The sequence below is a fragment of the Metabacillus herbersteinensis genome (genome assembly GCF_042433335.1).
GTDB lineage: Bacteria > Bacillota > Bacilli > Bacillales > Bacillaceae > Metabacillus > Metabacillus herbersteinensis.
In genome coordinates, this window is the sequence record NZ_JBHLVO010000009.1 from 52587 (window position 1) to 71256 (window position 18670).

At 37.4% G+C, this 18670-nt stretch carries 10 protein-coding genes; 4 read left to right on the top strand and 6 right to left on the bottom strand.

Annotated elements, in window-relative coordinates; translation table 11 throughout:
• Positions 1 to 124: 124 nt before the first annotated feature.
• Positions 125 to 1072 (top strand): polyisoprenyl-teichoic acid--peptidoglycan teichoic acid transferase TagU, encoded by a 948-nt coding sequence (gene tagU / locus ACFFIX_RS12520; RefSeq protein WP_378934377.1) that lies wholly within the window; start codon positions 125 to 127, stop codon positions 1070 to 1072.
• A 132-nt stretch (positions 1073 to 1204) separates the two neighbouring features.
• Here the strand turns inward: tagU and ACFFIX_RS12525 are convergent, their stop codons facing one another.
• The 4 genes from ACFFIX_RS12525 to ACFFIX_RS12540 all read right to left on the bottom strand — a co-directional run bounded on the left by ACFFIX_RS12525 (position 1205) and on the right by ACFFIX_RS12540 (position 9580).
• The gene (locus ACFFIX_RS12525) at positions 1205 to 1753 is read right to left on the bottom strand and encodes a competence protein ComK (RefSeq protein WP_378934379.1); all 549 of its coding nucleotides are present in this window, start codon (positions 1751 to 1753) and stop codon (positions 1205 to 1207) included.
• Between the two features lie 594 nt (positions 1754 to 2347).
• Positions 2348 to 2716 (bottom strand): hypothetical protein, encoded by a 369-nt coding sequence (locus ACFFIX_RS12530; protein WP_378934381.1) that lies wholly within the window; start codon positions 2714 to 2716, stop codon positions 2348 to 2350.
• Between the two features lie 181 nt (positions 2717 to 2897).
• Positions 2898 to 8861, bottom strand: a complete 5964-nt coding sequence (locus ACFFIX_RS12535) for a lamin tail domain-containing protein (RefSeq protein ID WP_378934384.1) — start codon at positions 8859 to 8861, stop codon at positions 2898 to 2900.
• 263 nt (positions 8862 to 9124) lie between these two features.
• Positions 9125 to 9580: a nuclear transport factor 2 family protein gene (locus tag ACFFIX_RS12540; protein ID WP_378934386.1), complete on the bottom strand. Its 456-nt coding sequence runs from the start codon at positions 9578 to 9580 to the stop codon at positions 9125 to 9127.
• A gap of 204 nt (positions 9581 to 9784) precedes the next feature.
• Here ACFFIX_RS12540 and ACFFIX_RS12545 point away from each other — a divergent pair, with 204 nt between their 5' ends.
• Positions 9785 to 10045, top strand: coding sequence for a hypothetical protein (locus ACFFIX_RS12545; protein ID WP_378934388.1), 261 nt, complete (start codon positions 9785 to 9787; stop codon positions 10043 to 10045).
• Between the two features lie 291 nt (positions 10046 to 10336).
• Here the strand turns inward: ACFFIX_RS12545 and ACFFIX_RS12550 are convergent, their stop codons facing one another.
• A complete protein-coding gene (locus ACFFIX_RS12550) occupies positions 10337 to 15829 on the bottom strand; it encodes a pullulanase (protein ID WP_378934390.1) in 5493 nt (1830 codons plus the stop codon).
• A 518-nt stretch (positions 15830 to 16347) separates the two neighbouring features.
• Here ACFFIX_RS12550 and ACFFIX_RS12555 point away from each other — a divergent pair.
• Together ACFFIX_RS12555 and ACFFIX_RS12560 are read left to right on the top strand one after the other, a co-directional pair.
• Positions 16348 to 16578 carry a hypothetical protein gene (locus tag ACFFIX_RS12555; RefSeq protein ID WP_378934392.1) on the top strand — a complete coding sequence of 77 codons (231 nt, stop codon included), beginning with the start codon at positions 16348 to 16350 and terminating at the stop codon, positions 16576 to 16578.
• Positions 16571 to 16729 carry a type II toxin-antitoxin system RelE family toxin gene (locus ACFFIX_RS12560; RefSeq protein ID WP_378934394.1) on the top strand — a complete coding sequence of 53 codons (159 nt, stop codon included), beginning with the start codon at positions 16571 to 16573 and terminating at the stop codon, positions 16727 to 16729. The genes ACFFIX_RS12555 and ACFFIX_RS12560 overlap by 8 nt, the downstream gene beginning before the upstream one ends.
• A gap of 390 nt (positions 16730 to 17119) precedes the next feature.
• Here the strand turns inward: ACFFIX_RS12560 and ACFFIX_RS12565 are convergent, their stop codons facing one another.
• Positions 17120 to 18220, bottom strand: coding sequence for a plasmid pRiA4b ORF-3 family protein (locus ACFFIX_RS12565; RefSeq protein ID WP_378934396.1), 1101 nt, complete (start codon positions 18218 to 18220; stop codon positions 17120 to 17122).
• Between the last annotated feature and the right edge of the window lie 450 nt (positions 18221 to 18670).

Sequence of the window (18670 nt, forward strand, 5' to 3'; positions counted from 1 at the left end):
CTTTTTATTAGATCTAACGTCTAATACATTATTGGAAACAAATATTTACAAAATAAGTATTGTTTCTTTAGGACTAAGTAAATATAATCATATAGACTACATTTCAAATAAAAGGATGGAAAAAATGAGAGCAACTAAAAATAAAAAGAACAAAAAGTGGTTATGGATCACGTTAAGTATTATCGGTGTACTGGTTCTATCTACTGGTGGCTATGCCCTTTATTTATATACCTCTGCTGCAAATACAATCGCAAGCATACAAGAAGACATTGGACGCGATAAATCTGAGAAGCGCCCAGAAAAGGTTGTACACGAAGAAAAGGATCCAATATCGATTCTTTTGATGGGCGTTGATGAGCGCGAAGGTGATCGAGGACGTTCTGATTCACTTATTTTAATGACTGTAAACCCTACTAAACAAACAACACAAATGGTAAGTATCCCTCGTGACACGAGAACCGAAATCGTTGGAAAAGGTATTCAAGATAAAATAAACCATGCTTATGCATTTGGTGGCACTGAAATGGCGATTGAAACAGTTGAAAACTTCCTTGATATTCCTGTTGATTACTTTGTTAAAATTAACATGGAGAGCTTCAAGGATACAGTTGATTCTGTTGGTGGAATTGAAGTGAACAACAACTTAGCATTTTCTTATGGCGGGCACGATTTTCCCGAAGGGCCTGTTTTCCTTGATGGAGAAAAAGCTTTAAACTTCACTAGAATGCGCTATGAAGATCCACGTGGTGACTTTGGTCGTCAAGAGCGTCAACGCCAAGTCATTGAAGGGGTCATTCAAAAAGGGGCAAACATTTCTTCAATTACAAAATTCGGAGATATGTTCAATGTTGTAAGGGATAATGTTAAAACCAACTTATCATTGGATGAGATGTGGTCTGTACAAGCAAATTATAAAGAAGCTAGTAAGAATCTTGAGCAATTCCAAATTAAAGGGACTGGCGATAAGATTGACGGAATCTACTATTATATAGTAGCTGAAGAAGAACGCCTTGCCCTTTCTAATCAATTAAAAGAGCATCTTGAAATGAAAGAGAATACTGCAAGTAATTAAATGGTAAAAGCCGAGAAACAAGGAACACTGTTTCTCGGCTTTTTTAATCGATCTAAAACTTTATTTTTTTAGCAGGTAAAGAATTAATGATTACTGTTAATTCAATATCTTCCTGCGATTTGAGAATCTTAATTAGTGCAGAAATGTATCTACCGAACCTGTTACATACCTTTCGCTTTGATCAGCAACAAACCCATACATCTTTTGTTCTCCCAGCTTTGCTTCGTTGACCATATAGTTATAAATCAACTCAGAAGCAAGCGACTTTCTCGTATAAAGTTGTTCAGGATGGAGTGGACAATAGATTTCCTGATAGTTTGTTAGGATCACGATACTTCCATCCTTATATTCTTGTATATCTCTTATATGATCGACAGAAAACCAGACGCACTCTTGATGATCAATTGAGTGGGTTGGAAATAGACATATTCGATATCTGGTTGATAAGCATAGTGGGAGCATACGTCGATTCTTTAACACCTTTTTTGCTGCATCTAACTTTCCTGTGAGACTACTTCCAAGCTTGTCACAGTTGTCCGACAACACAGTTTTTAAAGGTTTTGCTATTTGGAGTGTGCGGTATTGTTCGTGTACTAAAGTGTTCCACTCTCCTGTTTCATTAAATAGACTATGTAGACTCATCGTTTCAGCTTTAATTACATATTCGTTTTCTAAGTACATTCCTATCACTCCTTGTAAAGTTTGGTGCTACAATTAACTATTCACTAGCTCACAAATAAACTTAAAAGTACTTGCTATCTAGATGTGTCCAACAGAAAATTTTTCGCATTTAAACTGACAAAGATTTACACCTCCAATAAGGAATCTGCATTCGCTAAGGGAAAGATATAAGGAAAATTAACTACAAGTGGTATTCCAGAGATATAAAGTCGAAGTTTGTCATGGAGTTTAACACGAGTTTTATTATATCGAAAGTCTTGCTAGAAAAGTATAATTTTAGTAAAAATTAACTGTTAATTTACAATGTAATACAATTAACACATACTAAATACCTATCTACTAATATTTCTTTATACCTCGTTAAACAAAAGTTTGTTAACTTCTAATGATTCTATTTTATCTACGGCATTCGATAGTTAATGCCAAATTGAAAAGAGACACTAACAACTAGTATCTCTCCTCTCAATTAGCCTATATAGTTATTACCCCCAAAAAACGGTTAGGAGATGTTTGTATGGGTGGATATTATGCGCAAATTACTTGATGAGAGAAGTTAAGGAGCAGTGATCGTGGATTCTTGATGATTTTTAAATTTTATAGTTCAAATGGTTTCTTAATCACTGCAATTTCTCTTTCATTTCGAACAGTCTTTTCCCATGTATGTTCGTGGTCTGCTTCCAATGCTTGAAACCGACTCAGAACCTCAACATGACGCTTTTCGTTTTCATTGCGCATAAGCTTTAGTTCTTCCTTTATCGATGATTGTTCGCCTCTCATCAACGATTGTTCTTCTTTCATCATTGATTGCTCTTCTCTCATCGTTAATTGTTCGTCCCTTATCAACGATTGTTCTTCTTTCATCGTTAATTGTTCATCTGCTTTTTGCTCGCTCCTCACGCTACCGACCATTGAGATAAGCTTCGCCAACATTTCTTCCATACGATTTAATTGGTTTTCTTCCATTTAATTTGTCACCTCCTTCTACATTATTTTACAACTTTTTACATTTAAAGACTATAAATTTTTCTCACTAAATTTTGCAATTATATCTAGCTGATCTAATAAAAAAAGGAGCTATTGCTTCATAAGAAACAATAGCTCTTAGCTCTTTATACTAATCATCATTCTTTTTATTTTGGTAAAATTATATACTTCTTCTTCTTTGATACACATTTACTAGTAAACCACCGATGATTAACAAAATACCACCTAATAGCCAATTGTAAAGGTTCGTAGCGGTTGAAGGTAGACTACCTCCAATGCTTGACTTTTCAGGTTCTTCTTTATTAGCTGCTTTTGAAATAGATTTTTCTGATACAGGATCATTATTGTTTGTTGGTGTATCAGGTAATTGATCTTTAACTGGATTTTCGGTATCTTGACCGCCTTGATTATTTGTCGGGTTATCAGGTCTGCTTGGTGATTCTGGTGATTCTGGTTTTTCTGGCTTAGTTCCTTCTCCGTTATTATCTGGATCTGGGATAGTAGGGTTCACTTTTTCACCCTTGGTAAACGTCCAGATGTTTGAAACCGTGCTACCTGTGTAACCGTCCTCAGCAACTGCATACCAAGAATAGGTTTTGTTTTCTTCTAAGCCTTTCCATACCGTTTCTGCAATTTCACCACTTTGTACGTTCTTGTCTTTACCGATTACTGTGTCTGTATAGATATTTACTGAAAAATAGTCAGTTGCGACTCTTTTATCGACTGGTTGTAGGTCAAGTTCTATGACAAATTCATCCTTTCCGGGATATACATCGGGATCATAATAGTTGTAATCATCAAGATATGGTGAATACGTATTTACCATGATTTTATTATTATCTTGGTCAAAATGCAGTAATTTCATATAGCCTTGTCCACCTTCTGGACCCGCTTGATAATCGGCAAGCATTTGGTAGACTTTACGATCTGGTGTACCATCTTGATTGTCGTCAATTTCATCGACTAGTGTTTGTGCTTCATGATAGTGTCCACTTAGTACTGCAATAACATTTTCATTTGGAACAACAATTTCGTTAAAAAGCTGTTCACCAAGTGGGTGCCTTGTTCCTGTTGATAAAAGATATTCATGGAAATTTAATATTGCCTTTCGGTCAGGATGGGCAGCTAACACATCATTTACCCATGCGATTCCTTCAGCGGTAACGCCCCAACCAAGATAGACCATTATATAGTCATTTCCACCTGCGGAAATTAAATCATAATGTCCTCGGTTGTTAAGATATGATTCGCCATAGTAGGGCTTACTTTGAAAGCGATCTTCACCAAAATACTGATAGTAATTGGTATAATCATTCGTAATTTGATTAACATCATGGTTACCAGCTAATACACCATATGGAATTTCATTGTCATCAAGAACTTTCATATAGTTATCAGCATTTTGCCATTGAAATTCCTCAGTCGATTTATTGACTAAATCACCTGTATGCATGACATATTTAATTTTTAGCTCTTCTTGCTTTTCTGCAATCCACTGAGTTTGACGGTCATAAATGTATGGAAAGCTTTCAGAGTAGTATTGGGTATCTGACATCCACACAAACGTGTAGTCATACTCATCAGGTGAGCTTGGAATTTCATCTTGAACTAAAACATTGATTTTTGAATCCTTCATAAATTCATTAACAGCAACTTCTCCTGTTAAATCGAAATCTTCTTTACCGGCAATTTTATAGTCTATCAGTGACCAGTCATTGGTTGTGTGATTCCAAGCATACATGGACACTTTTCTACCTTCTAACGAGTTACCACTCCACACCAATTCAACACGATCATTTTCATCAACAGAAGGATCTACTGTTACATCAAATCGATGATATGGGAATTGTGTACTAGAGTCCGTAATTAAATAGTTTTCATCTTGTTTTGAAACAAGGGAAATATCATCAGAAGTAAATGCCGCTTCCCCCTCTGGAGCCATTGTTCTTGGTGGTTCTGTATCAGATGCATTTTTAAACGCTTTTACCTGGTTGCTTTGACTGACATCATACTGATATCCCTGATAGAAGGTTACATCCACTTCATCTTTTGTGGGATCTGTTACCTTTACCTTGAGAGTCGGGTCACCTTTAACTGGCATCTGTGTATCATCACTTGGTGAAACAACTTCAGGTTTGCTCGGGTTTTCATTCACAACTGAAAAGTGAACGATTGTTTCTGCCCTATTCCCCACTTTATCTATCGCTATTACAGTTAGTTTATGTTCACCTGAGGATAGTTTCCCTGACGATGTCGCGTATGGTACCTCGATTTCTTGATCATCTAAGATAATCTGAACATCTTCAACACCAGCAATTTGATCAGAAATATCGACATCGATATCAAATGCACCTTTATATTCTTTACCTTCAATAATAGTTGTTTCGATAACTGGTGCGGTATTGTCAACAAGAATTGTAGAACTTACCTCTTCATCAGAATCTTTTACCTTAATAATATGTTCTCCATCCGAAACAGATGTTGTATTCCATTTATACGTTTTTGATTTTGCATATTTATCTGTAATGTCAAACTTAAAATCTACAAATGGATTGTCATCATGCATAGCTAATACTTTAGATGAATCACTATATGATGGGTCTTTTATAACTGTTCCATCTGCTAGAACTAACCGTACATTACGAAGATCATAGTTATCACGATTTTCTGCTGATTCTAAATCAAAAGGTGAAGCTTTATTTCCTGACCGAATCGTGATCGTATTTTCACCTAATTGTAATCGCTCTGGCTCAATTGGAATGCTAAAAGTTTTCCAGCTTGAAAGCCAGTCATCATCCATCAGATAAAGGACTTCATCCCCTATCGTCACAGCATTTTTGAAGTAGGTATTAAGTCCATTTACTTCAAAAGCAAAGTAAGCAACCTGCTCAACGGAATGATACAGTCCTTCAGTTAACTCTGTATCATCTACATACAAGTTAACATTTTCAGGTGAATCTGATTGAGATGTTCCTTTAAGTGCTTTTTCACCAGTTAAAATGTCATTATCTTTTACATTTAAACGCAGACTTGAAGTATCTATATCACTTGTAATCTTAATTTGATAGGTCTCACTTCTTACTTCATTCGTACCATCTGAAGCGACAAAGTAGTACTCTACCTGTTCATTTCCAATCAAGTCAGGTGAAGGAATTGTATGGTGATAGAGAAGATCGTCATAATCTTCTTTCACAATCACATCTTTATACTCTGTTTGATTATCAATTTTATAAAAAAAGCGAACTGTTTTAACTTCTTTATCATCTTTGATATTTGCAACAAGGTTAATATTATCTTTCTGATTAATCTCACTCACATTTGTTAAATTTTCAATTGTTGGAGCAACAGTATCTTCCTCAATATGAACTGGCTGTCCTGGAACTTGGAACGATTCAACAGCACCTGGAGTCGCATCTTCAACTCCAATCTTGATCAGTTGTGTGGATTTATCTACTGGATATTTGTAAACAATTCCTTTGTCTTGAAAAGAATCATCAACATTTGTTTCATCATTGTAGTAAGAGACTGAAATTTCTTTCCCTGTATTCGTTGCAACGACTAGTCCACGCATGCTGCCATTTGCCATTCCGGCACTATAAATTTTAACAATATCCTGGTTTTCTACTAAGCTTGTTCGATAATGCGCATTAAAATCTGCGACTGTCTGACTTTCATTCTGTCCATTAATAATCCAGAACACCAGTGTTTCTCCGGCAGGAATTAGGACATCATCAGGTACGGATGCCCAAATAACATCTGAACTTGGATCTGATCCATATCTGTAATTCATTTTATAATCTTTAAAGTTCATTGCTTTGTCCGTATTGTTATAGATTTCTATGAACTCATAACCGTCTGCAGTACCTACATTTGTGGAATCTGGCACTACCTCTGTTACAAGAAATTGGGGTATCTTTTCGTAATTAACGTCTATTTTCTCAACAACAATCGTGTATTCTTCTGTTTTATCGCTATTCGTACCATCTGTCGCCTCGATATAGTAAATAAGATCTGATTGGACGCTTGTACTCGGAATCTCCGCAGAATAAATAGATGGGTCCTCTGCACTTGGATTCATTGATAACGAGGTAAACGTATCTGCACCTTCTTCTTTAAAGTAAAGCGTTACTAATGGAACAGCCAGATTGTCTGTAATTGTAGCCTCAACCTTTACTGGTGAAACCGAGTTGCTGTCTGTAATAGGAGCGTGTGTAATTTTTGGTGCTTCTGTGTCTTCCACTTCGTCTGGTAGTGTTACCGGTGTTGTTGGCACTTGAACAGGCTCAACCTCCCCTGGAGAAGGAGCAGCTAATCCCTTGTATTTCGCCATTTCCGTTCCTGATGATGGAAACTTATAGTGAATATCAGCTCCATTGTTATCATTATCTTCTCCAAGATAAGTGGCAGAGATTACTTCCTTTCCCTCATTACTTTTTAGTACAATGGCACGATTTCCACCATTAGAGAATCCAGGGAATCCATCCTTAAATTCAACAACTTGATTGCTAGTTAAGTTCTTTCCAAAGTTGGCATTAAAATCGGCTAATGCTCGATCACCGTTATTGAACCACAAAACCGTTGTTTCTTGTGGTTCAAGTGTATCAGCTGGAACTTGGAAAATTCTTTCTTCTCCTGTATCTGTATACCGGTAGATGAATGAATAATTCGTTAGAGATAAAGGCTGATTCGTATTGTTATAGAGTTCAATAAACTCATAATAATCCGTACCACCGCCTTGTGAATTTGGAGAAAGCTCAGTGATTAAAAGTGGTAACTCGCTGAATGTTTCTTCTTGTGTATTTTCTATAGTAACCGTTACTACTTCACCACTAGATGGATGAGTTGATCGGTTATTTTTATCCGTTACTTCAATATAATAGTGCACGCTTTCTGAAGTTAATGCATCGTTAGTTATCGTAGCTTCATAGCTCGTACCAGATAATTGATTCATAGGAAGTGCTACGAACTCTGAATCAGTCTCTGTATTGTAATAAAGTGTTGCTTTTATATCGTCATGATCGTCCGAGAGAGTTGCTTGAATCTTTAAGTCCTCTCCAGCTTTAATCGATGTTACAGGTGTATGTTCAATGATGGGTGCGTTATTCTCAGGCATTGCAACAGGTTCACTTGGAACTTGAGCCGCTTCTACTGTTCCAAGAGTCGGCGCAGCTTTATTTTCATGCTTGACCATTTCAATGCCACCTATAGGAGATGAGTAGTGGACTACTAAACCCTCGCCAATATCTTCTCCTAAATAACTTGCCATAACAATTTCACTATTTTTGTCACTTATGACCACACCTCTGTCACCGCCATTGGCGAAACCAGGTGCGCCACTATATTCAACAATTTCGTCAGCTGGTAGATTTACTCCATGATGACTATTAAATTCTTCAAATGTCTTATTTTTTAGGTTTAGCCAAAAGATAATTGTTTCTTTCGATCCTAGTGTAACAGGTTCAAATTCCATTTCGACGTCTTGTTTGCCACTTCCATCTAAATAACGTAGAGCAAAAGTGTAATGATCTAATACGACCGGCTTATCTGAGTTATTATAAACCTCAAAGTATTCAAATTGTTCAGTACCAGTATTATCTGGCATGATTTCAGTAATGAGTAACTCTGGTAAATTAGCCATTTGTGCTTCTGTCATTTCTGTAGTTGGTTCGGCTTCAACAACTGGTTCGGCTGTTTCTGCTTGTGGAGCAGTCTCTTCGACAACCGGAGTCTCAGTTTTGGGTTCTACTGACTGTGTTACAGGATCTGTAGATTCTACCTCAGTGGAAGGGTTTCCAGAAGACTGCTCAGTTTCTGTTGTTGGTAATTTCTCCTCTGTTGGGGCTGTTTGTGTATCGCTTGTATTTTGTTGATTATCAGTTGGTGGTACTTCTGATGTACTTTCCTGTGTTTCTACTACTTCTTGTTGAGCCGGCACGGCATTTTCTTCAGGAACTGAAGTCGTTTCCTGATCCCCTTCAACTGTTGTCGTTGAAGTAGATGTTGATGGCTCTTGGTTTATCTCTGCATATGTAACTTTTGATGGAATGAGAGATAGGAAGTTAGTAAGAACGAGAGTGAGGATTAATAGATAGATAAGTGCGGATTTTAACTTTTTTTGTCTCATAATGTCCTCCAATGTCTATTTTTCAGCACCTCCTTAGTGTAAATAATAATTGTTAGACAAATGTTAATTTTGTGTAAAATTTGTAATCATATGTCGATAAACCGCATAAATTCACATGTTTTTGTCATATGAGCACACCTTACAGTACAGTAAATTAATAAGTAATCGAAAAAAACACTAGGAAATTACTATTCCTTAGTGTTTTTTGTAAAATTTATTACAATTTGTAAATTAAGGTGAACTCTACCGTAAGAAACACCAGCTTAGTTATACTCCCAAACAACCTTCCACTCATCTTTATATTTAATCACATATACTTCCTGTTTGATCGTAAATGTGCCGAATTTACTTTTGAAGTTCTGTTCAACGATAACGGAGTATGGATCTTTGAACTCTGGTCCATCCTTTGACATTTTCCATTTTTTAAGTTTTTTACTGTCACCTAGTTCAAACTTGAAGGTTGAAACAGCGTAATGTCCCATATAGATATGCGATCTTTCTGTCACAAAAGCATTCTTTGAGAATTTATCCTTCATTATAGGGTGAAACAAATCCCATGCACTTCCAAAATCCCCTTCTTGCTCATACTTATAAAATGATTCGACAACATCTTTTGGTGCTGATTGATTAAAAAATAAGGATAAAGACCAAATTAAAAATCCTAAGAAGATTAGACTAACAAAGATAATTGGTATTGTTCTTTCTTTTCTTCGTCGCAAGTAACTCACCCTTTTTCTGCAATCACTAGTATTGATTGATTTCAAATCTTCAATTATTTGAAAAATATACTATTGCATGTCTACTCGATTTTATGATCACTTTGCGACAAATATTCAGTTCCCCATCTCACTACTTGACGAATAATTAATTAACATTTACCATATTCTTGTTCTATAAGGTTTAACACATTTGGAGGGAATAAAATGGAATTATCTTTTGGTTTAATATTATCCATTGTAATAGCAGTATATTTAGCAATCGATGCACCAAAGCACGGTAAAAATCCATGGTTATGGGGAATCTTAGGTTTTATTTTCGGACCACTTGTATTAGGGATTTACTTGATCAAAACTGGAAGGAAATTACTTGGGTGGATTATTGTCGGTATTGCTATTCTGTTCTTTATTCTAATTATTTTACTTGTCGTGATTGGTGGGGCTCTATTGTGGAGTGGTTTTTCATAATTGATAGTAGATTGAAGAGACACCAGTTTAATAATTGGTGTCTTTTTTGTCTTACTCTTTGATGGTAGTGGAGGAGAGCAGAAGCAAAGAACCGTCCCTTTGCTTTCTTCTATCGTTCAATAACCCTTTATTCGACAATACATCCTTGCGTGGTGGTACCGAGTACAAAAATAAAAGTTATTAAAAACCAAAAGAAGTAATGCTCTCCCTTAGGCTAGAGCATTACTTCTTTTCTTGTTGTGAAACATTGTGTGAAACAAGAAAATCCAGATGGTGACCAGTCACGCAGAACTATTTGAATCCTTTGTCTTTGTCCTTATCTTTACCTAGCTTTCCCCCATCCCCACTTACCTTAATAACAACCGTCGTTAAAGGATCCAGTGTGACCTTGCTAGCAGTTAGTTCAAAGCCTGTTCTTTCTGAAACTTTTTTTACGCCTGCTTCATCTTGGTCTACTAGAACATTGGCTTTCGTTAAGTCGTTTTTCAATGTTACCGTTCTAGCTTGTTTATCTGCGTTTACAAATACGTGATATACGTCGCCATTTGTTGCTTTGTTTTGATAGGCAACTAGTAAATCTTGAGCTTTTATCTCAGGTGCACCTAGCATTGTTACATTTTCATCGACTAATTCTTTTGAACCTAGTCGGAAAGCGTCAGTTGAACGACGTAATTCGATTAATCCTTCTGTGTATTCTCTTGTCACATTGTTGACTGGGTATACCTTTTTATTTGTTGCTTTTTCCCAATCTAATCTGTTGATGATGTCAGAAGAATCGTAAGAATCATGGATAAAGTATGGGAATTTGAATGGTTTTCCGTCCTTATCTGTCATGTAAGTTGACTTATAAGGTGCCGTATCCGTTTCCTCTCTCCACTGTTTGGTACGTCCATATTCTTGACCTGCGTGAATGAACGCTGTACCTTGTGATGTTAAGATCATTGCATTCCCAATTCGGATGCGCTTATGGATCTCGAGGTTGTTTTCTGGAATATCTGGATCCTTCTTAATTGATTGTGCAATTACATCGTATAATGTTAAATTATCATGTGCCGCGATATATTGAACAACATCGCCTGGTTGATCAGCTACAAAGTTATGTGGCTGCCCTTTAATGTTATCTAGAATTTGCTGAGTGTTTCTTGCTCCATCAGTAAGGAATCTTGGTTGACCTTCACTGCCGAATCCTGATTTTAGTTCATTACGAATTTCATCAGAGAAGCTCCCAACCGCTTCTGTATCCTGCATCCAATCTTGGTCAGCTGCTTGAACTGGCTCACCTTCATCTCCGGCAAATGTTCTCCAGCCTTCCCCAATCATCACGATGTTTGGATTTAATTTCTTCGCTTTGTCAAAAGCATTTTGAATACTTTCTGCATCATGGTCTCCCATCATGTCAAAGCGGAAGCCGTCTACTTTGTATTCACCCACCCAATGAAGAATCGAGTCTTCTAGTACTCTTCTTGACATTTTATGAGTGGTACCTAAACGTCCACCACCAAAGCTTGATCTTGGGGTGCCGTCTGCATCCATAAAATGATAATAGTTTGGTACTAAGTCTTCGAAGATCGATACTTGTGCCGTATGGTTGTAAACAACATCAAGCACTACCCCCATGTCGCGCTTATGAATTTCTTTTATTAATTTTTTGAACTCTTTTATTCTCAATTCTGGATCATTTGGATTTTCCGAGTACATACCAGATAGTGAGAAATAGCTATGTGGGTCATATCCCCAATTGTAGTTCGTTTCTGTAGAAGCATACTCTAGCATTCTTTCATTGTTTTTCAACTCGTCAGCAAAGAAGTAGCTCATCACTGGTAAAAGTTGAATATGTGTGACACCTAAATCTTCAATATAATCTAGCTTTTCAACAAATGCGGCAAAGGTACCGAATTGTGATTTTAAATCTTCTGCAATCGTAGGATCTGACGTAAAGTCACGAACATGTGCCTCGTAAATAATCGCGTCTTCACGTTTTTCAAAGCCTGGAATATCGGCATAATCAAGCTTTGGTCCAATCGAAGAAATATCAACGATTGCTGCCTTACCGACCGGGTCTCCTGCTTCGTTGTTCCATGCTGCCATCGATTTTGCGTAAGGATCTAGCGCAAGCTTCGTCTCATCTCCATGGGTAATTTCATAATGATAATAGTAACCTTTTAATTTCTTTACTCCTGTGTTGTTTTTAGACAGTGTTTGGGTCCAAACTCCACGGTCGCCTTTTTTCATCTTAATCGTGTCTACAACTTTGTTTTGGTCTTTCTTATCATACAATACAACAGAAACCGCATCCGCTTTTGGAGACCATACCTTTAAGGTAGCGGAACCATCCTTATTTAGCTTAGCTCCTAGCTCTCCGTCATAGCCGTACATTTCATCGATTAATTTCCAGCCAGATTTTACTGTAATCGTGCGCTCACCATAGGTTATCGTGTAAGGTATTTTTTCTAAATCAAATGTTCCGTGGATTTGGACGCGTTCTTCCCCTTCCACCGTTACATCTGTAAATGCTACCTCGTTACCATCAACGTCTTTTATCGTTATCTGTTGTGCTAATTTTTCTACATCTAATCCTTCTGTTTTAGAGAAACGAAGGTTGATGAGTTGATCGGAAAGTACTTCTCCTGATAGTAATGCAGTCTTTCCAGTCCCATATGGATCTGTGTAGACCTTATCGTCGCCTTCTTTTAAAAATAGTGTCTTATATTGATCCAACATTTCAAATGACATATCGCCTGTTTGTTGTCCGCTTTGCTTATTAACAAAAAGGAGATTCAACGTTTTTGCGTTTTCTTTAAGTTTAATGTCATAGTAAGAACCAAACTTGCCTATTCCGGCTGCATCTGTTGCACCGTTTGGCCAACCATCAGATGGAGCTGCAACATCTCCCCAATTCCACATTCCCCAGTCTTGATAATCCTTATTTTCTCTTTCATAATAAACTCGTACCGTATTTTCCGGTAATGTAGTAGGTTCGTATAAAAATACTTGATCAGAACCTTGTTTTATCCATATTTCATTAAGATTAGGTGAAAATAATTCTACTGCTTTATCGCCACCGTCTTTGTCACCATTGGTTGTGTTTAAAACTAAAAAGCCAAGTTCTTTTGCATCTGTCTTTAATTCAACATCAATGTAACTACCGTAGCTTGTTACCTGATCTGCATTAAAAGGTGTCCCACCTGTTGGCCAATTTTCAGAAGGAGTTGCAACGTCTCCCCATAGCCATACCCCTAAATTTTCATAACTGTTGTCTGTTCTTTGGTAGTGAATACGAAGTGTATTCTCTCCGATTTCACATGTATCTCCGGGCTCTTCCACAGGTACTGTTCCTTCTTCAACTGTAAGTAGCGTGGTTCCGCCATCTTCCATAGCTGGAATCTTAATCTTTACTTTCCCATCAGCTGAAGTTGTATACGTTTTGTCTCCATAGTGGTCTGTTACAACAGCATCAGCCGATTCGAAGTCTAGTACGACTTCTTTTTCAGCGTTAGCAGTGTTTAATCCGATGAAAGCTTCTTCATCGTTATAGCTACGTGAGAAGACCAGATACTCATCACTGTCAGAACCCGCTACTTTTGTGCGATCTCCTTTAGTAAAAATATCCGTGTATTCATTTCTAAATGCTAATAGTTTTTGATAATGAGAGAGCACTTCATTGCCTTCAACTTGGTCCCAAGGAAGGTTTGGTCGGTTATCGTAGATTGGGTAATTATTTTTACCTGGTAAACCAAGCTCTTCCCCGTAATAGATAACTGGCTGACCCTTAGCCGTCATTTGTAATGAGGCTGCCACTTGATATTTTCCTAGATCACCTTCTACCGCTTCTAAAAATCGATCTTCATCATGGCTTCCTAAAAATTGTCCTAGTGTGGCATCGTTCGATAAATTTTTATTACGATTTTCTAGCTTTGATTGTGCTGTATCAATCTTTCCATCTACTAAATCCTTAGCAATATTTTTAAAATCAAAATCTAGTAACGAATCCATCATTCCAGTATTTAAGTAGCCCTGGTCATCGTTAATACTCGCTCCCCAAGACTCACCGATTAGCTTAAATTCTGGATTCACTTTAGTTAACTCATTTTTAAATTTCATCCAGGTTGTGTCTTCTACATGCTTCACCGTATCGACACGGAAATAATCAATCGAATTGCCATTAGCTGTTTTAGACTTTTCAATCCAATCTACTTGCCATTGGACGATTTGGTCACGAACCGCTGAATCTTCGGTGATTAAATCAGGTAAACCCGATAATTCTCCGCGGACCGTATCCGTACCACCGTCACGAAGCATACCGTCAAAGCGTGCACGATCCTCATCTGATGGAAAATTAGCGATCCCGCTGCCAGTATCACTTGCTTTTAATCCATATCCCGTATGATTTAGCACAACGTCTACCATGATTTTTATGCCACGATCATGTGCCTTATCAATTAGTTCATGGAAATCGGCCATCGAACCAAAGTGTGGGTTCAATTCACCAAAATTGTTTGCCCAATATCCATGATACCCATAATAGGGAGTGTCAGGATTTTCATTTCTTACATCGTATTTAATATTGTCTACGATTGGATTAATCCAAATGGTATTAATACCTAGCTTATCAAGATAGTCTATTTTTTGCGTAATTCCTTTAAAGTCTCCACCTTGGTATGTTCCCATTTTTGATTGGTCATAGCCAATTTTGTAAGGGTCATTATTCGAGTCGTCACCATCAAAGAATCGGTCGGTAAGCATAAAGTAAACGACTGCTTCATCCCAGTCAAAGTCCTCTTCCTCACCAGTGAATGTACGCGCTTTAACCTCGAGCTTGACTTCCCCGTCATGACGGTTCCCAAATTCATCAATCACCACAATTGGTAAGACTTTTGTTCCAGCTGTTACACTTTGATCAACAGCTACAGTAAGTTCATTCAGTTTTGGATCAACGATGACTTTTTCTTTTCCACCAATAGCTGTTAAGTCTAAGTATATTTCGCGAGTAGTTGTTTCTGTTTCTGATCCAAGGTCCACCGTCACAACTGCATTTTCATTGTAGTTCACTGCAGTAGGCTGCACGGTGCCTGAAACCTGAATATCTGATACTAAATACGTTACACTAGATTTTCCGTCCACTGTGTTGTAAGGGTCGGTTACTTCCTTTGTCACTCCATCTACTGTTACAAAATACGTATATTCATGCACACCCTGCGGAAGATCGTTTAACGTGTAGGAAAAACGCTCATTCTCGAGCTCAGCCTTCATTTCATAACGTTTACCTAAGATTTCAAGCTCTACTTTTTCTATCTTTTTCATTTCATTTTGTGCATATAACTCTTTATCACGGAAGAAGAAAGAAGCATTGCCATCTTCTACTTTTGGGGCAGTCCCATCCGGTACAGTAAAAAATTCCTCGACGCCACTCTTCACGTGTACCTTTGTGATTGCATCCGTTTTATTCACGGTAATATACCGGTCACCATCAAAATCTTTTTCTGCCCAATCAGTTCCTTTGCGGATAACAAATCCAACACGATCTGCATCTGGTCCAACCTTAATGTTGAAAATGGCTTTTCCATCTTTTATTTCTGTATAATCAATCTGGTCATCTTGTGCTCCTGTTCCCCAAACCCAAAGGTTCCAGCCTTCATAATTCCCATCCTCTCGTTCATAGGATAAGCTTATATGTCGGTCTTCGGTTTGTGCTACTGCACTTGGTATGTAACCCGCAAACATCGAAACGACTAAGAGAAGTGATAATAATATAGCCATCCCACTTTGAAACTTTTTCCTCTTCATACACTTCTTCCCCCTTGTTAACTTTGTGAAATCGCTTGCACAATGTTGCGAGTTTGCTAAGTTGCGAAATCGTTTGCACAATGTTGCACAAAACCCCGAACTTCCCCAAGTTAAACGCACATGAACGTTGTGCAAGCGTTATCATTTGACCTTTATCTTAAGAGTACTATGAATATTTGAACTAATCAATATCTTTTAGTAGAATCGGGAAGCAAAGGGACGGTTCTCTGCTTCCAAACTTGCCTAGATGATAAAAACTCCTATACTATGCTTTAAAAATAAGGTTAGGCGAGACGCCGAAAAATCCTTGCAGCTTGGCGTTGTGATAATCCACTTCTTTTTTGCTTGTGAGAGACATTGAGGATGCAAGAGAACCGCACCATATTTCCACATACTCCCAACCATTAGGCAAGGAAGCAAGAGAACGTCCCTATACTTCCCCTCGAAACTCAGAGAGTGGCAGCAACCAACCCTGTTGTGTAAAATAAAGAAAAGCAATCTCTTCAAGGGGTGGTATAATGAGTATTCGCAAAGAAGACCTTTATTTACTTGTAGACCTTGTCAATGATAATAATAATAAACTCGTGTATGATCTTATTAAAGTTGTAATTGAAAAAGATCATGATAAAGAGATCGTTGTTGAAGCTGATAACTCCCCAATAACTGAACGAGAAAAGAAGATACTAAAACAGGCTGAAATTGATATTGAAAACGATGATCTCGTTGATTGGGACGATCTTCGTGCCTAAATATGATGTAAAACTGAGAAAGCCTGCCGCCAAGTATTACGAAAAATTACCAACAAAATTAAAAAGCAAAGTAAAGGAAGTCATTAATCAACTTAGTGAAAATCCATATGCTGTGACGAATATAAAAACCTTTGGAGGGATCCAGTCATGATGACTTTCGAATTCGGATTGGATCTCTTCGTTTATTGTATCGAATACATAATGACAGACTGATTATTCTTGTTTTAGACATCGGTCCTCGTGGAGATATTACAAATGATGATGTACCAACTTTTAAAGACTACATAGGACGAGATAGAGATTACACATGCAATTAAGAGAACTATATTCACAAGTACACTTTTGAGGAACCTGTCTCTTCAGAGAAAGTGCTTATAAAACAAAAAGAAGTAATGATCTTTCCCTTAGGATAGATATTACTTCTTTTTCGTTTGTGAAACACTGCTGTGAAACAAGAAAATTCGAGTGGTGACCAGGCACCCAAAACACCCCCAACCATTAGGCGAGGAAGCAAGAGAACCGTCCCTATGCTTCTCCAAAACTATCTTCTCAGCTCCCGATTAACCTCCTCCACATCAAACTCCCGATATCCCTGCCTTCTTCCCCAGTTCACCATATGCTCGTAATCTTGATGGTTTTTATCTCCAATTATATGAAGAAATTCTTCGTAGCCTGGTTCTCCTCCAACATCTTCCGGCGGGGCGTGTCCTTCGCCATCTAGGCAGACAGGAAAATTGACGTCATAATCTTCAATCATTCTAACTACCTCAATCGAATGCTTCCAATTATCTCCAAAGTCATAGTTGTATATAATCCTTACAGGAAGATAGTCAGCTAGCTTTATACCCGTTTCCATTTTCATTGGTATATCACCTTGGTAGCTTAGTGCTTCTTCGTCGCACACTAGATTTACAATCGGTTTATCTCGGTTGATCGGTATGACTTTGGCATCAGTGTTACTTGGATAAATATAAAACTCGTGTAGGTGGCTGTTCTGCCATTCAAATGCAATTTGTACTACTTTATGTAAATTAGAAAAAGTGGTATTGGTCGGAACGATGATTTTGCGCCAAACTGAGTATTTTTCAAGCATTAACGTTACTTTAAGCTCCACAGCTTCAGAAAGAAAAATAGGTTGTCCTGCAAACCCCTCTAAATGCGTATACATTTCTTTATTTGGATATATGTAGCTATTCTTTCCGTCTCCTACTAGTAGACTGCTAATCCTTAAGCTCATCTCTACTTGAATGATCGCGTCGTTATCGAGTAAGTCCTCAAAGTAATAAACATACTCGCATGCTTTGTTCATTCTTGCTACAGATGTTCTGTCTTTTGTTTTGGAAAAGACAACATTGTTTGAGTGTTGGATAAACTGCTCTATTATTTCATCCTTAATACACTCCGCTTGGAATGTTTCACGAACCACTTTAAGGATTAACTTATCTATATTTTTCATGTCCTTTGCCTTTAGGCCATAAAGAACAATTGCATATCGGTTTTTATCATTCACTAACACTAGCGTCTTCTTCCGACCAAGCTTTAATAGGTTGGCATGCCAAGAAAACAATGGATCTTTTTCTATCGGTGTATCAGGGGTTACCTTAAGTTCATCTAGTAGTTTTTTTGTACATTGGATTAGCATATGTAGTAGCTCCTTCTAGCAGATTGGCTGTTGGAATAGTGGTGGCTTTATCTTCAGTCGGCACATGTAGACATGAACTTACTTTAACATATATACTCAAGTCCAGACCCTTAACAAGAAACTGACCACAACCCTAGCTAGTAATCTTAAAATACCAATTTGCATTAAGTGGGGCATGGGATTAAGGGGTTAATAGAATAGAATTGAAAATCATGTGGCTCATCTTTACTTGATCAAACCCTAAAATTCAGATTATCAAATATATTATTCAACAAAATTCGGGTGATGACACCCAATACCAGGGATTTTCCATCGTAATTTGTTAAATAAGGATTGATATTTTAAATTCTTAATAAATTTAGATGATACATATAGAAAAATTTTTGTTTGCTACTTGTAGAAAAATATCATTTCTTCCCAAAAGTAATAAAGAGGACAAAACAAAAATCT